Here is a 17,205-nt window from a genome sequence, read left to right on the forward strand (position 1 = left end):
CGGATTCTGGACGGTTTACGCCGCCTTCACGTGGAAAACGCAGCCGGCCGGATTGGTCTGGCTCGGCTTGAGAGACGCATTATAACGGTAAAGCGTCGAGCAATAGGAGCAGACCTTCTCGTTGTCGTCGCCCATGTCGATGAAGATATGCGGATGATCGAAAGGAACCGAAGCACCGGTGCACATAAATTCCTTGACGCCGACTTCGATGACGCGATGACCGCCGTCGTTCTGGAAGTGGGGAATGTTGTGGCCGGCCATGTCGCTCTCCGAATGCTTTGAAAGTGCGCGAACCTTATAAGCCTTCGCCGCAAATGTGTAGAGCCAAAGCGCCGCGCCGGGCACAGTTTTTACCCACAATTTTGGCTTCACGCCCAGCGGCGGCTCGACTATGGTCGCGCCAAAAGGAAGGCCCGATGAACCTGAATACACCCGCATTTTCAAGCTTCACTCATGATGGATTGAAGATCGCCTTTTTCGACGAGGGCGACCCCTCCGGCGTGCCTGTCCTGTTGATCCATGGCTTTGCTTCGACGGCAAGCGTCAACTGGGTGCATCCGGGCTGGCTGAAGACGCTGGGCGATGCGGGCTACCGGGTGATCGCCATCGACAATCGCGGCCATGGCGCAAGCGACAAGCCGCACGATGCCGAAGCCTATCGCCCTTGGGTCATGGCCGGCGATGCGATCGCCTTGCTCGATCATCTCGGCATCCCTGAGGCGAATCTCATGGGCTATTCGATGGGGGCGCGCATTTCTGTATTTGCAGCACTTGCCAATCCGCATCGCGTCCGCTCGCTGGTGCTCGGCGGCCTCGGCATCGGCATGACCGATGGGGTCGGCGACTGGGATCCGATCGCCGATGCGCTGCTGGCTCCGTCGCTGGAGGTCGTGACGCATGACCGCGGCCGCATGTTCCGCGCCTTCGCCGAACAGACGAAAAGCGACCGCACTGCGCTAGCCGCCTGCATCCGCGGCTCGCGCGACCTTGTCGCTCGCTCCGATATGGGCAAGCTCGACATGCCGACCCTGATCGGCGTCGGCACCAAGGACGATATCGCCGGCTCGCCGCAGGAGTTGGCTGCCCTGATGCCCGAGGCCGAAGCGCTCGATATTCCCGGCCGCGATCACATGCTCGCCGTCGGCGATAAGGTTTTCAAGCAGGCGGTGCTGGCCTTCTACGCAAGGGTTGCCGAGGGGTGACATCATCGTGATGCCGAAAAACCATGCTAAAAAACCATGGTGACGGCACCCATTTATGTTATTGGCGTTTTCCACTATATATGGGCATTCCGAAACGGCATTCCGGCTGGCAACGAGGAGAGCGGCGATGGTCGCCAAGACAGATATCCGTGCTTTTGAGACTGGCCATCCGCTGAAGGTGATGGATCCCATCTGGGACAGCCTGCGCGAGGAAGCGCGTATCGCGGCCGAAAAGGATCCGGTTCTCGCGGCCTTCCTCTATTCGACGGTGATCAATTATCATTCGCTTGAGGAATGCGTCATCCACCGCATCTGCGAACGTCTCGACCATCCGGATATGCAGGCGAACCTGCTGCGTCAGACCTTCGAGGAAATGCTGCTCGACTGGCCGGAGTGGAGCTCCATTCTTCGCGTCGACATCCAGGCCATCTACGACCGCGATCCCGCCTGCCTGCGCTTCATGGAGGCGGTGCTTTATTTCAAAGGTTTCCATGCGCTGCAGACGCATCGTCTCGCCCATTGGCTGTTGAATCGTGGCCGGCGTGATTTCGCGCTCTATCTGCAGAGCCGATCCTCCAGCGTCTTCCAGACCGACATCAATCCGGCTGCGCGTATTGGCAAGGGCATCTTCCTCGATCACGCCACCGGCCTCGTCGTCGGCGAGACGGCCGTCATCGGCGACAATGTCTCGATCCTGCACGGCGTGACGCTCGGCGGCACCGGCAAGGAGGGCGCCGATCGCCACCCGAAGATCGGCAGCGGCGTCATGATCGGCGCCGGTGCGAAGATCCTCGGCAATATCGAGATCGGCTATTGCTCGCGCGTCGCCGCCGGCTCTGTGGTCCTGAAGGCGGTGCCCCCCAAGAAGACGGTCGCAGGCGTGCCGGCCAAGGTTGTGGGCGAGGCCGGTTGTTCCGAGCCGTCGCGCAATATGGATCAGGTAATCGGCGCCGATATCTGAGTGTCGGCGCTGGAGAGACAGAATAAGCGACGGAACCTGAGCGGGGACAGTCATCGCCAAGCGGCGACACCGCCTTTACACCGCTGCTTTTCCTGTGCAAGAAGCGGCCAATCAAGGCCGCTTACGGAGATGACAGAGTGAAGCCAGAAGAAATCAAGAAGCTCGACGCCTACTTCAAACGTACGCTCAACCCGCAGATCGTCGTCAAGGCGCGTCCGCGCAAGAATGATTCTGCGGAAGTCTATCTCGGCGAAGAATTTCTGGGCGTGGTCTATGTCGATGACGAGGACGGCGACCGCTCCTACAACTTTTCGATGGCGATCCTCGACGTCGATCTTTGATCGCGCATGAGAGCTTGAAGTGGACCGGGCGGCGACATCCGCCCGGTCTTTTTTCGTTTTTCTGCTGACGAATCGAATTTTTTTTAAAACGTCTGGTTGTGGCGATGTGACATATATTAGCAAAAACCGTTAAAGAGGTACGTTCACCGGCGCGCTCGCTTTGTCTTATTGCTGTAACGCAACCTTGAGATGTTTTGCGTCGCACAAGACTACTTGACTATTTGTGCGTTGCGGCTACCCTGCCGCCATCCAACAGCCCAACGGAGGACGGCCATGTTCAACTTTGACGAAGCCAACAAAAAGAGCAAGGAAGCCGTCGACACGGCGCTGAGAACCTATTCCGAGACGACCAGGGGCTTTCAGGCGATCGCCGCGGAAGCCGCTGAATATTCGAAAAAGTCCTTTCAGGATGCCGTAACGCATTTTGAAACCTTGGCAGGCGTCAGGAGCTTCGAGGCCGCTTTCGAACTGCAGACCAGCTACGTCAAGTCGGCCTATGAGAGCTTCGTCTCCGAAACGACCAAGCTCGGCGAAATGTATGCCGATCTCGCCAAATCCGCTTACAAGCCCTATGAGGCGCCGATCGCTGCTGCTGCCGCTGGCGTAGTCAAGTCGCCGAAATCGCCGCAGCCGGCAACCCCCGCTGCCGCCTGAAGCAACGTCAAAAGCGCAACCTACGCTACATATTGAAAAATAAAGACTGGCTACGCACCTGTAGCCGGTCTTTTTTGTTTCCACTTTCATTGCTGCGTCGGACCGTCCGGGGACATTTTGGGTCTTTCCCGTGCATGCCGGCATTTCTTGATTGCAGTGTCTGACAGGGGGCTTAAAATCGGCCCATTATGAACTAAGTTAGTGTTTCAGATATTCGGCGGGAAAAGCACCCTCCCATGCTCCGCCGGATTGATCGAGGAATGAATGACAATGATCGCAAAGCCGATCCGGATGCAGAACGACAGCGAAAGGAACGGGGACAACGGAAATCGCGGAACCTCGGTCATCACGCGCACCAAGCCGAAGACCAAGAAGCCCAACCTCTATCGCGTGCTGCTTTTGAATGACGATTATACGCCCATGGAATTCGTCATTCATATTCTGGAGCGTTTTTTTCAGAAGGACCGTGAAAGTGCCACCCGCATCATGCTCCATGTCCACAATCACGGCGTCGGCGAGTGCGGAATATTCACATACGAGGTAGCGGAAACGAAGGTCAGCCAGGTGATGGACTTCGCCCGGCAGCACCAGCATCCGCTGCAATGCGTCATGGAAAAGAAGTGAGGATCTGAACGTGCCAACATTTTCGCCTAGTTTAGAGAAGGCGCTCCATCAGGCACTGACCTTTGCCAACGAGCGGCATCATGAATATGCGACGCTCGAGCATCTGCTGCTCGCCCTGATCGACGATGCCGATGCGGCGGCGGTTATGGGCGCCTGCAATGTCGATCTCGACGCGCTGCGCAAGACGCTCGTCGAATATGTCGATAACGAACTTTCCAATCTGATCACCGGTTACGACGAGGATTCCAAGCCGACCTCCGGCTTCCAGCGCGTCATCCAGCGTGCCGTCATCCACGTGCAGTCATCCGGCCGCGAAGAAGTGACCGGCGCAAACGTGCTCGTCGCGATCTTCGCCGAGCGTGAAAGCCATGCCGCCTATTTCCTGCAGGAGCAGGAGATGACCCGCTACGATGCCGTCAACTACATCTCCCACGGCATCGGCAAGCGGCCGGGCGCGTCGGAGACCCGTACTCCGCGCGGCGCCGAAGAGGAGGCCGAGAGCAAGCCGACGGCGCGCGGCGGCGAGGAAGAGGGCGGCCCGAAGAAGCAGCAGGATGCGCTCAAAGCCTATTGTGTCAATCTCAACGAGAAGGCCAAGGGTGGTAAGATCGACCCACTGATCGGCCGTCATGCCGAGGTCAGCCGCACCATCCAGATCCTGTGCCGCCGTTCGAAGAATAATCCGCTCTATGTCGGTGATCCCGGCGTCGGCAAGACGGCGATCGCCGAAGGTCTGGCCAAGCGCATCGTCGAAGGCAAGGTGCCCGAGGCGCTCGCCGATGCGACGATCTTCTCGCTCGATATGGGCACGCTGCTTGCCGGCACGCGCTACCGCGGCGACTTCGAGGAACGGCTGAAGCAGGTCGTCAAGGAGCTGGAAGAATATCCGGGCGCCGTCCTCTTCATCGACGAAATCCATACGGTGATCGGTGCCGGCGCCACCTCGGGCGGGGCGATGGATGCATCGAACCTGCTGAAGCCGGCCCTGTCATCGGGCGCGATCCGCTGCATCGGTTCGACCACATATAAGGAATACCGCCAGTTCTTCGAGAAGGACCGGGCGCTGGTCCGTCGTTTCCAGAAGATCGACGTCAGCGAACCGTCGATCAATGATGCGATCGAGATCATGAAGGGGCTGAAGCCCTATTTCGAAGAATATCATCATCTGCGTTATTCGAACGACGCCATCAAGTCGGCCGTCGAGCTTTCGGCCCGCTACATCTCCGACCGCAAGCTGCCGGACAAGGCGATCGACGTGATCGACGAAACGGGTGCGGCCCAGATGCTGCTGCCGCCGTCGAAGCGCCGCAAGCTGATCACCGAGAAGGAGATCGAGGCGACGATCGCCACGATGGCCCGCATTCCGCCGAAGACCGTCTCCAAGGACGACGAGGCCGTGCTTGCCAATCTCGAGCAGGAACTGCGTTCGGTGGTCTACGGACAGGACATCGCGATCGAAGCGCTTTCGACATCGATCAAGCTGGCGCGTGCCGGCCTTCGCGAGCCGAACAAGCCGATCGGCGCCTATGTCTTCTCCGGTCCGACCGGCGTCGGCAAGACCGAGGTGGCAAAGCAACTGGCAGCGTCGCTCGGCGTCGAACTCCTGCGCTTCGACATGTCGGAATATATGGAGCGGCATACGGTCTCGCGTCTGCTCGGCGCACCTCCCGGCTATGTCGGCTTCGACCAGGGTGGCCTTTTGACCGATGGCGTCGACCAGCATCCGCACTGCGTGGTCCTGCTCGACGAAATCGAGAAGGCGCATCCGGATATCTACAATATCCTGCTGCAGGTCATGGATCATGGCACCCTGACCGACCACAACGGCAAGAAGATCGACTTCCGCAACGTCATCCTGATCATGACGACGAATGCGGGCGCCTCCGAAATGGCCAAGGCGGCCATCGGCTTCGGCTCGTCCAAGCGCACCGGCGAGGACGAGGAGGCGCTGACCCGTCTCTTCACGCCGGAGTTCCGCAACCGTCTCGACGCGATCATTCCGTTCGCGGCGTTGCCGACGGCGGTCATTCACAAGGTCGTTCAGAAGTTCATCATGCAACTGGAGGCCCAGCTTTCCGAAAGGAACGTCACCTTCGACCTGCATGAGGATGCGATCGCCTGGCTTGCAGAGAAGGGTTACGACGAGAAGATGGGCGCCCGCCCGCTGGCCCGGGTAATCCAGGACACGATCAAGAAGCCGCTCGCCAACGAAATCCTCTTCGGCAAGCTGAAGAAGGGCGGCGTCGTCAACGTCACCGTCGGCCCGAAGGAAGATGGCAAGCCCGGTATCCTGCTGGAAGCCATTCCGGATACGGCGCCGATCAAGCCGAAGCCGGAGGCCGAGGTCGTCCATCCCGAAACCGACGACGAGGATGATGGCGAGCTGAAGACGAAGACGGCCCGCAAGACCCGCGCCAAGACGGTCCCGCAGGCCGAGCCCGAGGTCCGCGACGCCCCCAAGAAGGGAAGCACGGTTCCCAAGGTTCCGCGCAAGAAGTGAGAGCTCGTCACCGAATTGGAAAAGGCCGCGTCACCCGCGGCCTTTTCTGTTTCCGTCGTTGCCAGGAATTCGCGTTATGCCAGGGCCGCCCGGATCTTTTCGGCATGGGCGGCAAGCACGGCGCCGTCTTCCATCTTGCCCGAATGCGGCTTGAGCGCCACACCCTCATGGCGGGGGATGATGTGGAAATGCAGATGGAACACCGTTTGTCCGGCCGCCGGTTCGTTGAACTGGGCGATGAACACGCCATCGGCGTCGAAAACTTGCTGGACCGCCTGGGCGACCTTTTGAACGACGGTAATGGCATGGACGAGGGTGGCGGGATCGGCATCGAGGATATTGCGCGAAGGCGCCTTCGGAACGACGAGCACGTGGCCCGGCGCCTGCGGCATCACATCCATGAAGGCGACCGTATGCTGGTCCTCGTAGATTCGGTGCGAGGGAATTTCGCCGCGCAGGATCTTGGCGAAAATATTGTTGTCGTCATAGGCGCTGGTCATCGCGAAATCTCCTCACGTTCCATTTGATCGGGTAGCGCGCTCGCCGGGGCGGCGTCAATCCTCCTGCTGACGCTCACCCTTGCGGAAGGGGCTGTGCTCGCTCAGCAGCTCACTCATCTGCTCGACATCGGCGCGCTCGCGCGCGAGATAATCACCGATCGCGCGGCGCAGTCCGGCATGGGCGACATAATGAGCGGAGTGCGTCGTCACCGGCAGGTAGCCGCGAGCGAGCTTATGTTCGCCCTGCGCTCCGGCCTCGACCCGTTTCAACCCCTTCGCCAAGGCGAAGTCGATCGCCTGGTGATAGCAGACCTCGAAATGCAGGAAGGGGTGGTCCTCGATGCAGCCCCAGTGACGGCCGTAGAGCGTCTCGCCGCCGATGAAATTGATTGCGCCGGCAATATAGCGTCCGTCGCGCTTGGCCATGACGAGCAGGATATCGTCGGCCATGCGCTCGCCGATCAGCGAGTAGAATTTGCGGGTGAGATAGGGCCGGCCCCATTTGCGGCCGCCGGTATCCATGTAAAATTTGAAGAACTGGTCCCAGATCCGCTCCGTCAGATCGCGGCCGGTCAGCCAGTCGATGCTGATGCCGGTTTCGAGCGCGGCGCGGCGCTCCTTGCGCAATGCCTTGCGTTTGCGCGAAGCGAGCGTTTCGAGGAAGTCGTCGTGATTGGCATAGCCGTCATTGATGAAATGAAACTGCTGGTCGGTGCGGTGCAGATAGCCGTCCATCTCGAAGACGCCGATCTCCTCGTCCGGCACGAAGGTAATATGCGCCGAGGAGATGTCGAGCCGGCGCACGACCTCCTTCAGGCTTTCGGCGATCGCGCTCTGGATCGGCAGACGCTCCAACCCTTCGGCGACGAGAAGACGCGGCCCGGTCGCGGGTGTAAACGGAATCGAGCACTGCAGCTTGGGATAATAACGCCCGCCGGCCCGCTCGAAAGCGTCGGCCCAGCCGTGGTCGAAGACATATTCGCCCTGGCTATGGTTTTTGAGGTAGCCGGGCAGGGCGCCGATCAACTCGCCGCGATCGGTTTCGAGTAACAGGTGGTGGCCGAGCCAACCGGTTTCGGCTGTGGCCGAGCCGGACTCTTCCAGCGACGACAAAAAGGCGTGCGAAACGAAAGGATTGTAGGCAAGCGTGTTGCCACCCTTCGACGCCCCGGAAAGCCTGGACCAGCTCTCCGGGGAAATCGCGGTGAAGGAGCGTTCTACGCGAATGGACAGTTCATCGGTCATGCGGCGGATGCGAAGCCTGTGGGAGGAGGGTTTCGGCTCTGTTTCAGTCTGCGCATGATCTTGGCCAAAAAGCGAGCGTCAAACCGCACGCGGGTCGAAACCTTCGAAGGTCATCTGGTCTGCATTGGCGAAAGTGCGCCGGCGCGCCTCTTCGTCTCGCACCGTCCAGGTAATCACCGGAATGCCCTTTTCGCGTTCGCCCGTGATGAAGGCATTCGGCAGGTCGTCATAATAATAGGAGATGAAATCGAGACCGATCTGCATCGCCTTGGCATGGGTCTCAAACTCCTCCGGCGTGTTGCCGTTGGCGGTCAGCCCGAGCGGGTAGGGCGAGCCAAGCGCCTTTAGATCACGCAGCAGCCAATGGTCGAAGCTCATCAGCGCGACCTTGCCCTCATAGCCCTCAAGCACTTCGAGCACGGATTCGGCAAAGCCTTCGTCGTCGGCCTCACGGCCCTTCAGCTCCAGCACCAGGGGCACCTTGCCTTGAACGAGATCGAGGAGTTGGCTGAGGGTCGGCACCTTGTCTCCGGTGCCGCCGACGGCGATCAGCCCGAGTTCCCTGGAGGTGCGCTCGCGGACGTCGCCGTTCAGATTGCACAGACGCTGAAGATCCTCGTCATGAAAGATGATCGGTACGCCGTCGGAGGCGTAATGCAGGTCGCATTCGATCGCGAAGCCGGCTTCGACAGCGCGCGAGAAGGCCGAGATAGTATTTTCCCAGACAAGCCTATTCAGGTCGTGATAGCCGCGATGGGCGACCGGCACGTCCTTGATCCAGTCCGCATTGGTCATTCTGCGATTTCCATGATAGCGTCGATCTCGACGGCGGCGTTGAGCGGCAGAGCGGCCATGCCGACGGCGGCGCGCGCATGTTTTCCGGCCTCGCCAAGCACACCGGCGATCAGGTTCGAAGCACCGTTGATGACGAGATGCTGCTCGATGAAGTCGGGCGCCGAGGCGACGAAACCGTTCAGCTTGATGACGCGCCGGATGCGGCCGAGGTCGCCGCCGAGCGCAGCTTTGGCCTGGGCGAGGATGTTGATGGCGCAGAGTTCGGCGGCGCGCTGGCCGCTCGCAACGTCGATGGTCTTGCCGAGATGCCCCGATACGGCGACTTTGCCGCCCTCGAGCGGCAGCTGGCCGGAGATGTAGAGAAGATTGCCGCTGATGACATAGGGAACGTAATTTGCGGCGGGTGCTGCGGCTTCGGGCAGGGTTATCCCCATCTCGCTCAAGCGTCCAGCAATTTCATTGGACATTTTCGTCTCCGCTTTTGTTGTCAATGTTTCCAAAATTATGCATCAAGACTAGAATCTTTAATATGACAGCTTCGAGCCTCGATTTGGCCGAAAGAGTTCATATAACATCGCGGCCGAGTCCAATAGGAGTGAATGAATGTTCCGATCGAGTCTAGCCGCTCTGCTTCTCGCCGGCCTTTCCGCCCACGCATGGGCGGCTGCACCTGCGGCAAGTGCTGCGATCGCGACCGGCCTCGTCGCCCATCGCGCGGTCTACGATTTGGAATTGAAGGATGCGTCGGACCGCTCCGGCATCGCCTCCATGTACGGGCGCATGGTCTATGAATTCGACGGCAACTATTGCCAGGGCTTCACCACAAATTTCCGCTTCGTGACGCAGATCGACACTGGCGACAGCGTACGCGTCAGCGATCAGCAGACAAAGACCTTCGAGAACCTGAAGGACCGCAAGTTTACCTTCGACACCAAATCCTTCACCGACGACCAGCTCGACAAGGAGGTTAACGGCGCGGCCGAGAATCAGGCCAATGGCGTCAAAGTCGATCTCAAGCAGCCGGCGAGCCGCGAGCTGCAGCTTGGCGAAAGCCGCTTTCCGACAGAACACATGCTCGATGTGATCCAGAACGCCAAAGAGGGAAAACGCTTCTTCGAAGCCCGCGTTTTCGATGGTTCCGATGACGGCGACAAGTCGCTGGTGACGACAACGATCGTCGGCAAGCAGGAAACGCCTGCTGCCGAGGAGGCCGATGCCGGTAATGCCGGTGCCTTCTCGAAGACGGCCTTCTGGCCGGTGACCATCGCCTATTTCAACGAGAATGCAAAATCGGATTCGCTGCCGGTCTATCGCATGTCGTTCAAGCTCTACGAGAACGGCATCACCCGGGACCTGACGATGGATTATGGCGATTTCGTCCTGACCGGGAAGCTAGCCAAGCTCGAGCTGCTCGATCACAAGGCTGAGGTCTGCAAATAGGCCGCCGTTTCTCCACTGTCATAAAACTGTATCACAAAGTTCATTATTGTGTCGGCGACCAGCGATGATTGAGTCGCCTTCTGTCGTCCTGCTCTTGTGATCGGAGCGATTCCAGCGGCCAGTCCATTGCGACGGGGCCTGCAGTTGCGCAATAGGCCTCCAGACCAATGTGCGCCGCAAGCCTGGAAAGCCTCACTATGGCGGAAACGCCGACAGCGCGATCACCAGCCTGCTGCCCGCGGAGATCGACGCCGTCCTGCCGATGCCCGATGCCGGCGTCGTGCTGGCGCTGCTGCCGACACTCGCAAGCTGAGCGGCGGCATTTTCAGGGAAGGGCAGTCGGCCGGAAATCCGGCATAATTCTTGTTTTTATGCCGAATGGAATGTTTCCCTTGCTTTTATGCCCAACGGAATGTATGGGCACCGGCATTCCACACGTAAGGCATGGGATCGTCCGGGAGAAATCCGGGCTGTTCCGCCGGTGGCATCCTCGACGAGGGTGCTGTTCGTCTTGCGGAGGTTCAACCGGAAAAGGAGTAACAAGGCATGGCATTGCCTGATTTTTCTATGCGTCAGCTTCTTGAAGCAGGCGTCCACTTCGGCCACCAGACCCATCGGTGGAACCCGAAGATGAAGCCGTATATCTTCGGCGACCGCAACAACATTCACATCATCGATCTGGCTCAGACCGTTCCGATGCTGTCGCGCGCCCTTCAGGTTGTCAGCGACACCGTTGCCCGTGGCGGCCGCGTTCTCTTCGTCGGCACCAAGCGCCAGGCTTCCGAAATCATCGCCGACAGCGCCAAGCGCTCGGCCCAGTACTACGTCAACTCGCGCTGGCTCGGCGGCATGATGACGAACTGGAAGACGATCTCCAACTCGATCCAGCGCCTGCGCAAGCTCGATGAGATCCTCAACGGCGAAGCCCAGGGCTTCACCAAGAAGGAACGCCTGAACCTCGAGCGCGAACGCGAAAAGCTCGACAAGGCTCTCGGCGGTATCCGCGATATGGGCGGCACGCCCGACCTGATGTTCATCATCGACACCAACAAGGAAAAGATCGCGATCGACGAAGCCAAGCGCCTCGGCATCCCGGTCGTTGCCATCATTGATTCGAACTGCGATCCGGACCTGATCGATTATCCGATCCCGGGCAACGACGATGCATCGCGCGCCATCGCCCTGTACTGCGAGCTGATCTCTCGCGCTGCCATCGACGGCATTGCGCGCCAGCAGAGCTCTTCCGGCCGTGATCTCGGCGCATCCTCCGAAGTTCCGGTCGAGCCGGCTCTCGAGGAAGCAGCCGAAGGCTGATGAAGGCGGGCGGAGACAAAACTCCGTCGAAGCTTGCATAGACTGGGAAGGCCGCTCGCGACTCATCGAAGTTCGGCGGCCTTACCTGTTTCAAGGCGGAGGCGTCAGGCGTTCCGCCAATAAAGTTTCGTTATGGCGCGTCTTCATCACGCTGTCATACATACAGGTACATTTCGTGCCTCAATCCGGTGCCGCGCCGCTTTGCGGTCCACCGTTTGAACCGACAAGAGGAAGATAATGAGCGAGATTACGGCTGCAATGGTGAAGGAACTGCGCGAAAAGACCGGCGCAGGCATGATGGATTGCAAGAAGGCTCTTGCAGAAACCAATGGCGACATGGAAGCGGCGATCGACTGGCTGCGCGCCAAGGGCATCGCCAAGGCCGACAAAAAGTCCGGCCGCACCGCCGCCGAAGGCCTCGTTGGCGTTTCGAGCCAAGGCACGAAGGCCGTCGTCGTCGAAGTCAACTCCGAAACCGACTTCGTCGCCCGTAACGATGCCTTCCAGGATCTCGTCCGCGGCATCGCCAAGGTCGCCGTTTCGACGGATGGCACTGTCGACGCGGTGGCTGCCGCAACCTATCCGGCATCCGGCAAGTCCGTTTCCGACACGATCAAGGATGCGATCGCAACGATCGGCGAGAACATGAACCTGCGGCGTTCGATCGCTCTGTCCGTCGAGGACGGCATCGTCGCCACCTATATTCACAACGCGGTTTCCGACGGCCTCGGCAAGCTCGGCGTTCTCGTCGCGCTGAAGTCGACCGGTGACAAGGAAGCCCTGAACGCAATCGGCCGCCAGGTCGCCATGCACATTGCCGCGACCGCGCCGCTGGCGATCCGCCCGGAAGAAGTCGATGCCGCCGTCGCCGAGCGCGAGCGCAACGTTTTCATCGAGCAGTCGCGCGCGTCGGGCAAGCCCGACAACATCATCGAAAAGATGGTCGAAGGCCGCATGCGCAAGTTCTTCGAAGAAGTTGCTCTTCTCTCGCAGTCTTTCGTCATCAATCCGGATCTCACCGTCGCAGCCGCAATCAAGGAAGCTGAAAAGGCCGTCGGCGCGCCGATCGAAGTTGCCGGCATGGCCCGTCTTCTGCTCGGCGAAGGCGTCGAGAAGGAAGAGACCGATTTCGCAGCCGAAGTTGCGGCTGCCGTCAAGGGTTGATCTTTCAGCCATAATTGGGAAAACGCCAGGGCATCGCGTGACAACGCGGTGCCCTTCGTGTATCGGGCATTCACGGCAATTTACGAGGAGCCAAGATGTCTTTAGAGCCTGTCTATAAACGCGTTCTACTCAAGGCTTCCGGCGAAGCGCTCATGGGTGCCCAGGGTTTCGGGATCGATGTCACGGTGGCGGACCGCATTGCATCCGATATTGCCGAGGCAAGGCACATGGGCGTGGAAGTCGGCGTCGTCGTCGGTGGCGGCAATATCTTCCGGGGTGTCGCAGTCGCATCCAAAGGCGGCGACCGGGTGACCGGCGACCATATGGGCATGCTCGGCACCATCATCAACGCGCTGGCGCTGGCAACCTCGCTGCGCAAGCTGAACATCGATACGGTGGTGCTTTCGGCCATCTCCATGCCGGAGATCTGCGAGAGCTTCTCGCAGCGAGCGACCCTTTATCATCTGTCGATGGGACGAGTGGTGATCTTTGCTGGCGGCACCGGCAATCCCTTCTTCACCACCGATTCCGCCGCCGCACTGCGTGCTGCCGAAATGGGCGCCCAAGCGATCTTCAAGGGCACGCAGGTGGACGGCATCTACACCGCCGACCCAAAAAAATACCCCGATGCGACCCGCTTCGACCGCCTGACGCACCAGGAAGTGCTGGACAGGGGGCTTGCGGTGATGGACGTTGCTGCGGTGGCGCTCGCCAGGGAAAATTCCATTCCGATCATCGTCTTCTCGATCCACGAGAAGGGTGGTTTTGCTGAAATCTTGACGGGCGGTGGCCTCAAGACCATCGTCTCCGACAACTGATACAAGCCGCGCCGCGGTTTCGGCGCAGCCCTCGCTAGAACATGATCGAGCTTTAGGTCCGGTTGGCCTGAAATCTGAAACATGTTCTACATTAAAGAATTAGAGCATCAGATGTCCGAAAGCCGCTGACTTATCGGCATCGCTCTAAACGGGAGCATCGACATGAGTGAAGGTATCGATATCAAGGAACTGAAGCGCCGGATGGATGGCGCGGTCTCCGCATTCAAGAGCGACATTGCATCGCTGCGCACCGGCCGTGCTTCGGCCAACATCCTCGATCCGGTAACGATCGAGGCCTATGGTTCGCGCGTGCCCTTGAACCAGGTGGCCAACATCACCGTGCCCGAACCGCGCATGCTGACGGTTTCCGTCTGGGATAAGTCGATGGTCAGCGCCGTCGAACGCGGCATCCGCGAATCCAATCTCGGCCTTAACCCGATCGTCGACGGTCAGAGCCTGCGTATTCCGCTGCCGGAGTTGAACGAGGAGCGCCGCAAGTCGCTCGTCAAGGTGGCGCACGACTATGCCGAAAAGAGCAAGGTCGCGATTCGCCATGTCCGCCGTGACGGCATGGACGGCCTCAAGAAAGCCGAAAAGGACGGTGTAATCGGCCAGGACGAGAGCCGTGCGCAATCCGAACGCGTACAGAAGATGACGGACGAGACGATTTCCGAAATCGACCGCTTGCTTGGCGAGAAGGAAAAGGAAATCATGCAGGTCTAGTGGACCTGTGCCTTTGCCTGGAAAGACCGGACGGGAAATGTCGGAATCTGTATTTGTGACTGTGCCAGAGCATGTTGCCATCATCATGGACGGCAATGGCCGTTGGGCCAAGCAGCGCGGCTTGCCGCGCACGATGGGCCATCGCAAGGGCGTAGAGGCGGTACGCGAGACAGTCCGCGCCGCCGGCGCGGCCGGCATAAAATATCTCACCCTCTTCGCCTTCTCCTCGGAGAACTGGCGCCGGCCCGAGGCCGAGGTTTCCGATCTGCTCGGTCTGCTCAAGGCTTTCATTCGTCGCGACCTGGCCGAGCTTCATCGCCAGAATGTGCGCATCAAGGTTATCGGCGACCGCCACAGCCTGCGCAGCGACATTCTCAGCCTGCTGCTTGAGGCGGAGGAGACCACCATGGACAACACGGCGCTGACGCTGGTCATCGCCTTCAATTACGGCTCGCGCGATGAAATTTCTCGCGCCGTCGTGAGTCTGGCGAGGGACGTCGAGTCCGGCCACCTGCGGGCACAGGACATCACTCCCGCACTGATCAACGGACGCCTCGACACGGCCGGCATCCCGGATCCGGATCTCATCATCCGCACCAGCGGCGAGGAACGGCTTTCCAACTTTCTGCTTTGGCAGGCCGCCTATTCCGAATTCATCTTCGTCCCGGAATATTGGCCCGATTTCAGCCCGGAGATTTTCCGCTCGGCGCTGGAAAAATTCGCCTCCCGTGACCGGCGCTTCGGCGGCCTGTCATCGCAGGCAGCCGCGGTCGGCACCTGATGCAGAGGGAATTAAAGCTCCGCATCGTTTCGGGATTGATTCTCGCGGTCAGCGTTCTTGTCGCCACCTGGTATGGCGGCGCTGCCTTTCGCACCCTGGCTGTGGTGATCGGCCTGCTGATCTACTATGAATGGTCTAAGATAACCGGCATTGCGCGTGATTGGGTCGCCAATGTGGTCGGCTGGATCGGCGAAGCGGCGGTCGCCTTCCTCGTGCTTGTCGGAAATTTCGAATTCGCCGCCGGCATGCTGGCCGGCGTCACGGCCGTCGGCATCGCCCTGATCATCCTGCACGGCACGAGCCGGTGGCTCCCGGTCGGCCTCTTCTATGCCGGCGCCACCGGCCTGGCGCTCGCCGCAATCAGAAGCAACGACCAGCCCGGTCTTTACGCCATGCTTTTCGTTTTTGCCGTCGTCTGGGCGACCGATATCCTCGCCTATTTCGTCGGCAGGGCGCTCCGCGGACCGAAGCTTGCCCCGTCGATCTCGCCGGGAAAGACATGGTCTGGTGCAATCGGCGGCGCCGTTTCTGCGGTCGCAGCCGGCGTTCTTCTCTCCCATTTCCTCGTTCCGGGCGCCGAAGTCGCCGCCGCCGGCGTGGCGCTCGTCCTGTCGATTTGCAGCCAGTCGGGCGATCTTTTCGAATCCTTCATTAAGCGCAAATTCGGCGTCAAGGATTCGAGCCATCTCATCCCGGGCCATGGCGGCGTCATGGACCGCGTCGACGGACTGATTTTCGCCTGTTTTGCGGCGTTCTTGCTTGCTGTATCATTTTCACAGATAAAGGGAGCTGGCATGGCGTCGCTCGGAGCGGCATTGTTCGGCCTCTGATGACGCGGCAGCCCGACGGAAGGAACCATGGACGTGATGACCGGCATATACGCATTTGTGATGGGGAACATCGTCACCTTCATCCTGGTGCTCTCGCTGCTCGTCTTCGTGCATGAGATGGGCCATTACCTTGTCGGGCGCTGGAGCGGCATTCGTATTCTTGCCTTTTCGGTCGGCTTTGGTCCCGAACTATTCGGCTTCACCGACCGCCATGGAACCCGCTGGAAGATCTCCGTAATCCCGCTTGGTGGTTACGTCCGCTTCTTCGGCGACGAGGATGCGTCGAGCAAACCGGACAGCGACAAGCTTGCCGCCATGTCCGAAGAGGAGAGGGCGCGCTCCTTCGCCGGAGCCAAGCTGTGGAAACGTGCCGCGACCGTCGCAGCCGGTCCGATCGCCAATTTTCTGCTGGCGATCGCCATCTTTGCTGTTCTCTTCACCGTCTATGGCCGCATGATCGCCGACCCGGTCGTTGCCGAGGTCAAGCCGGAGAGCTCGGCGGCCGCCGCCGGTATCCTTCCCGGCGACCTCCTGGTTGCCATCGATGGCGGCAAGGTCGAGACGTTTGAAGATGTGCGCCGCTATGTCGGCATGCGCCCCGGCCAAAGGATTGTCGTCACAGTCGAGCGCGGCGGCCAGAAGCTCGATGTGCCGATGGTGCCGCAGCGCGTCGAACAGACCGATCAGTTCGGCAACAAGATGGAAGTCGGTCAGATCGGCATCGCCACCGACAAGAGCTCCGGCAATTTCCGGCTGCAGACCTACACGCCGCTCCAGGCGCTGCGTGAGGGCGTAATCGCCAGCGGGCAAATTGTCACGGACACCTTCAAATATATCGGCAACATCTTCAGCGGATCGATGCGGGCCGATCAGCTGGGCGGGCCGATCCGTGTGGCGCAGGCTACCGGCCAGATGGCGAAGCTTGGCGTAGGGGCAGTGTTGCAGCTTGCTGCGGTGCTGTCGGTTTCGATAGGATTGCTTAACCTGATGCCGGTTCCGGTACTTGATGGGGGCCACCTGATGTTCTATGCGGTGGAGGCGGTCAGAGGAAAACCGCTGGGTGCCAAGGCCCAGGAAATTGCATTTCGTATAGGCCTGGCAATGATATTGACATTGATGGTTTTCACGACCTGGAACGACATCACCCTGAGCTGAGGGTAAACGCGTAAGGCAAGGGAATTACTATTTATTTACGATGTTTCAAGGCTGTAGTGGCGAATGGGTCACGCTTGGAAATGAAGTAAACAGAAATTAACGCCCTCCCTTGCTTGTATGTCAAAAGCGGGTAAAACGACACACGTGACCGGAATCGG

General features: G+C 59.8%; 20 protein-coding genes. 15 read left to right on the plus strand and 5 right to left on the minus strand.

The features are described from left to right. Positions 1-15: 15 nt before the first annotated feature. Complete coding sequence (locus NMA58_RS08650) at positions 16-261, minus strand: zinc-finger domain-containing protein (protein ID WP_011425183.1); 246 nt, start codon at positions 259-261, stop codon at positions 16-18. 155 nt (positions 262-416) lie between these two features. On the opposite strand from NMA58_RS08650, the gene NMA58_RS08655 reads away from it, so the two are divergent. The 6 genes from NMA58_RS08655 (at position 417) to clpA (ending at position 6,282) form a co-directional block, all read left to right on the plus strand. Then, a complete protein-coding gene (locus NMA58_RS08655) occupies positions 417-1,202 on the plus strand; it encodes an alpha/beta fold hydrolase (RefSeq protein ID WP_085778038.1) in 786 nt (261 codons plus the stop codon). A gap of 127 nt (positions 1,203-1,329) precedes the next feature. Beyond that, complete coding sequence (cysE, locus tag NMA58_RS08660) at positions 1,330-2,163, plus strand: serine O-acetyltransferase (protein ID WP_064709189.1); 834 nt, start codon at positions 1,330-1,332, stop codon at positions 2,161-2,163. A 137-nt stretch (positions 2,164-2,300) separates the two neighbouring features. Continuing rightward, positions 2,301-2,504, plus strand: a complete 204-nt coding sequence (locus NMA58_RS08665; protein ID WP_008526943.1) for a DUF3126 family protein — start codon at positions 2,301-2,303, stop codon at positions 2,502-2,504. A gap of 273 nt (positions 2,505-2,777) precedes the next feature. Next, complete coding sequence (locus tag NMA58_RS08670; RefSeq protein ID WP_430959853.1) at positions 2,778-3,158, plus strand: phasin family protein; 381 nt, start codon at positions 2,778-2,780, stop codon at positions 3,156-3,158. Positions 3,159-3,428: 270 nt separating this feature from the next. Beyond that, the gene (gene clpS, locus NMA58_RS08675) at positions 3,429-3,782 is read left to right on the plus strand and encodes an ATP-dependent Clp protease adapter ClpS (RefSeq protein WP_008526939.1); all 354 of its coding nucleotides are present in this window, start codon (positions 3,429-3,431) and stop codon (positions 3,780-3,782) included. A gap of 10 nt (positions 3,783-3,792) precedes the next feature. Further along, positions 3,793-6,282 (plus strand): ATP-dependent Clp protease ATP-binding subunit ClpA, encoded by a 2,490-nt coding sequence (gene clpA, locus NMA58_RS08680; RefSeq protein WP_085778040.1) that lies wholly within the window; start codon positions 3,793-3,795, stop codon positions 6,280-6,282. A gap of 74 nt (positions 6,283-6,356) precedes the next feature. Here the strand turns inward: clpA and NMA58_RS08685 are convergent, their stop codons facing one another. The 4 genes from NMA58_RS08685 to NMA58_RS08700 form a co-directional block, all read right to left on the minus strand. Then, complete coding sequence (locus NMA58_RS08685; protein ID WP_085778041.1) at positions 6,357-6,782, minus strand: HIT family protein; 426 nt, start codon at positions 6,780-6,782, stop codon at positions 6,357-6,359. Positions 6,783-6,836: 54 nt separating this feature from the next. Then, positions 6,837-8,027 (minus strand): GNAT family N-acetyltransferase, encoded by a 1,191-nt coding sequence (locus NMA58_RS08690; RefSeq protein WP_434713023.1) that lies wholly within the window; start codon positions 8,025-8,027, stop codon positions 6,837-6,839. Between the two features lie 78 nt (positions 8,028-8,105). After that, the gene (locus NMA58_RS08695) at positions 8,106-8,822 is read right to left on the minus strand and encodes a glycerophosphodiester phosphodiesterase (RefSeq protein ID WP_434713024.1); all 717 of its coding nucleotides are present in this window, start codon (positions 8,820-8,822) and stop codon (positions 8,106-8,108) included. Continuing rightward, on the minus strand, positions 8,819-9,289 hold the full coding sequence (locus NMA58_RS08700) for a RidA family protein (RefSeq protein ID WP_097598600.1): 471 nt from the start codon (positions 9,287-9,289) through the stop codon (positions 8,819-8,821). The genes NMA58_RS08695 and NMA58_RS08700 overlap by 4 nt, the downstream gene beginning before the upstream one ends. 136 nt (positions 9,290-9,425) lie before the next feature. On the opposite strand from NMA58_RS08700, the gene NMA58_RS08705 reads away from it, so the two are divergent. The 9 genes from NMA58_RS08705 (at position 9,426) to rseP (ending at position 17,047) form a co-directional block, all read left to right on the plus strand. Beyond that, the gene (locus tag NMA58_RS08705) at positions 9,426-10,262 is read left to right on the plus strand and encodes a cell envelope integrity EipB family protein (protein ID WP_097598599.1); all 837 of its coding nucleotides are present in this window, start codon (positions 9,426-9,428) and stop codon (positions 10,260-10,262) included. Positions 10,263-10,431: 169 nt separating this feature from the next. Further along, positions 10,432-10,575 (plus strand): hypothetical protein, encoded by a 144-nt coding sequence (locus tag NMA58_RS08710; RefSeq protein WP_176536260.1) that lies wholly within the window; start codon positions 10,432-10,434, stop codon positions 10,573-10,575. Between the two features lie 233 nt (positions 10,576-10,808). Further along, the gene (gene rpsB, locus NMA58_RS08715) at positions 10,809-11,576 is read left to right on the plus strand and encodes a 30S ribosomal protein S2 (RefSeq protein WP_003573382.1); all 768 of its coding nucleotides are present in this window, start codon (positions 10,809-10,811) and stop codon (positions 11,574-11,576) included. A 237-nt stretch (positions 11,577-11,813) separates the two neighbouring features. Then, positions 11,814-12,740 (plus strand): translation elongation factor Ts, encoded by a 927-nt coding sequence (tsf, locus tag NMA58_RS08720; RefSeq protein WP_085778047.1) that lies wholly within the window; start codon positions 11,814-11,816, stop codon positions 12,738-12,740. A 95-nt stretch (positions 12,741-12,835) separates the two neighbouring features. Then, positions 12,836-13,558, plus strand: a complete 723-nt coding sequence (pyrH, locus tag NMA58_RS08725; RefSeq protein ID WP_011425194.1) for a UMP kinase — start codon at positions 12,836-12,838, stop codon at positions 13,556-13,558. A gap of 162 nt (positions 13,559-13,720) precedes the next feature. Continuing rightward, the gene (gene frr / locus NMA58_RS08730) at positions 13,721-14,281 is read left to right on the plus strand and encodes a ribosome recycling factor (RefSeq protein WP_004678618.1); all 561 of its coding nucleotides are present in this window, start codon (positions 13,721-13,723) and stop codon (positions 14,279-14,281) included. 37 nt (positions 14,282-14,318) lie between these two features. Next, the gene (locus NMA58_RS08735) at positions 14,319-15,062 is read left to right on the plus strand and encodes an isoprenyl transferase (protein ID WP_434713025.1); all 744 of its coding nucleotides are present in this window, start codon (positions 14,319-14,321) and stop codon (positions 15,060-15,062) included. Next, entirely contained in the window at positions 15,062-15,892 is an 831-nt protein-coding gene (locus tag NMA58_RS08740; protein WP_097598596.1) for a phosphatidate cytidylyltransferase, read from the plus strand. Before NMA58_RS08735 ends, NMA58_RS08740 begins: the two co-directional genes overlap by 1 nt. 27 nt (positions 15,893-15,919) lie before the next feature. Continuing rightward, a complete protein-coding gene (rseP, locus tag NMA58_RS08745) occupies positions 15,920-17,047 on the plus strand; it encodes an RIP metalloprotease RseP (protein ID WP_097598595.1) in 1,128 nt (375 codons plus the stop codon). The last annotated feature ends 158 nt before the right edge of the window (positions 17,048-17,205 follow it).

Source organism: Rhizobium sp. YTUHZ045, assembly GCF_051124255.1.
In the GTDB taxonomy this organism is placed as follows: Bacteria; Pseudomonadota; Alphaproteobacteria; order Rhizobiales; family Rhizobiaceae; genus Rhizobium.

Coding starts and splice junctions, on each gene's coding strand:
- NMA58_RS08705 (WP_097598599.1), top strand. CDS start 9,426: ATGTTCCGATCGAGTCTAGCCGCTCTGCTTCTCGCCGGCCTTTCCGCC.
- clpS (WP_008526939.1), top strand. CDS start 3,429: ATGATCGCAAAGCCGATCCGGATGCAGAACGACAGCGAAAGGAACGGG.
- NMA58_RS08740 (WP_097598596.1), top strand. CDS start 15,062: ATGCAGAGGGAATTAAAGCTCCGCATCGTTTCGGGATTGATTCTCGCG.
- pyrH (WP_011425194.1), top strand. CDS start 12,836: ATGTCTTTAGAGCCTGTCTATAAACGCGTTCTACTCAAGGCTTCCGGC.
- NMA58_RS08685 (WP_085778041.1), bottom strand. CDS start 6,782: ATGACCAGCGCCTATGACGACAACAATATTTTCGCCAAGATCCTGCGC.
- NMA58_RS08695 (WP_434713024.1), bottom strand. CDS start 8,822: ATGACCAATGCGGACTGGATCAAGGACGTGCCGGTCGCCCATCGCGGC.
- tsf (WP_085778047.1), top strand. CDS start 11,814: ATGAGCGAGATTACGGCTGCAATGGTGAAGGAACTGCGCGAAAAGACC.
- NMA58_RS08655 (WP_085778038.1), top strand. CDS start 417: ATGAACCTGAATACACCCGCATTTTCAAGCTTCACTCATGATGGATTG.
- rpsB (WP_003573382.1), top strand. CDS start 10,809: ATGGCATTGCCTGATTTTTCTATGCGTCAGCTTCTTGAAGCAGGCGTC.
- NMA58_RS08700 (WP_097598600.1), bottom strand. CDS start 9,289: ATGTCCAATGAAATTGCTGGACGCTTGAGCGAGATGGGGATAACCCTG.
- cysE (WP_064709189.1), top strand. CDS start 1,330: ATGGTCGCCAAGACAGATATCCGTGCTTTTGAGACTGGCCATCCGCTG.
- NMA58_RS08650 (WP_011425183.1), bottom strand. CDS start 261: ATGGCCGGCCACAACATTCCCCACTTCCAGAACGACGGCGGTCATCGC.
- NMA58_RS08735 (WP_434713025.1), top strand. CDS start 14,319: ATGTCGGAATCTGTATTTGTGACTGTGCCAGAGCATGTTGCCATCATC.
- NMA58_RS08690 (WP_434713023.1), bottom strand. CDS start 8,027: ATGACCGATGAACTGTCCATTCGCGTAGAACGCTCCTTCACCGCGATT.
- frr (WP_004678618.1), top strand. CDS start 13,721: ATGAGTGAAGGTATCGATATCAAGGAACTGAAGCGCCGGATGGATGGC.
- rseP (WP_097598595.1), top strand. CDS start 15,920: ATGGACGTGATGACCGGCATATACGCATTTGTGATGGGGAACATCGTC.
- NMA58_RS08670 (WP_430959853.1), top strand. CDS start 2,778: ATGTTCAACTTTGACGAAGCCAACAAAAAGAGCAAGGAAGCCGTCGAC.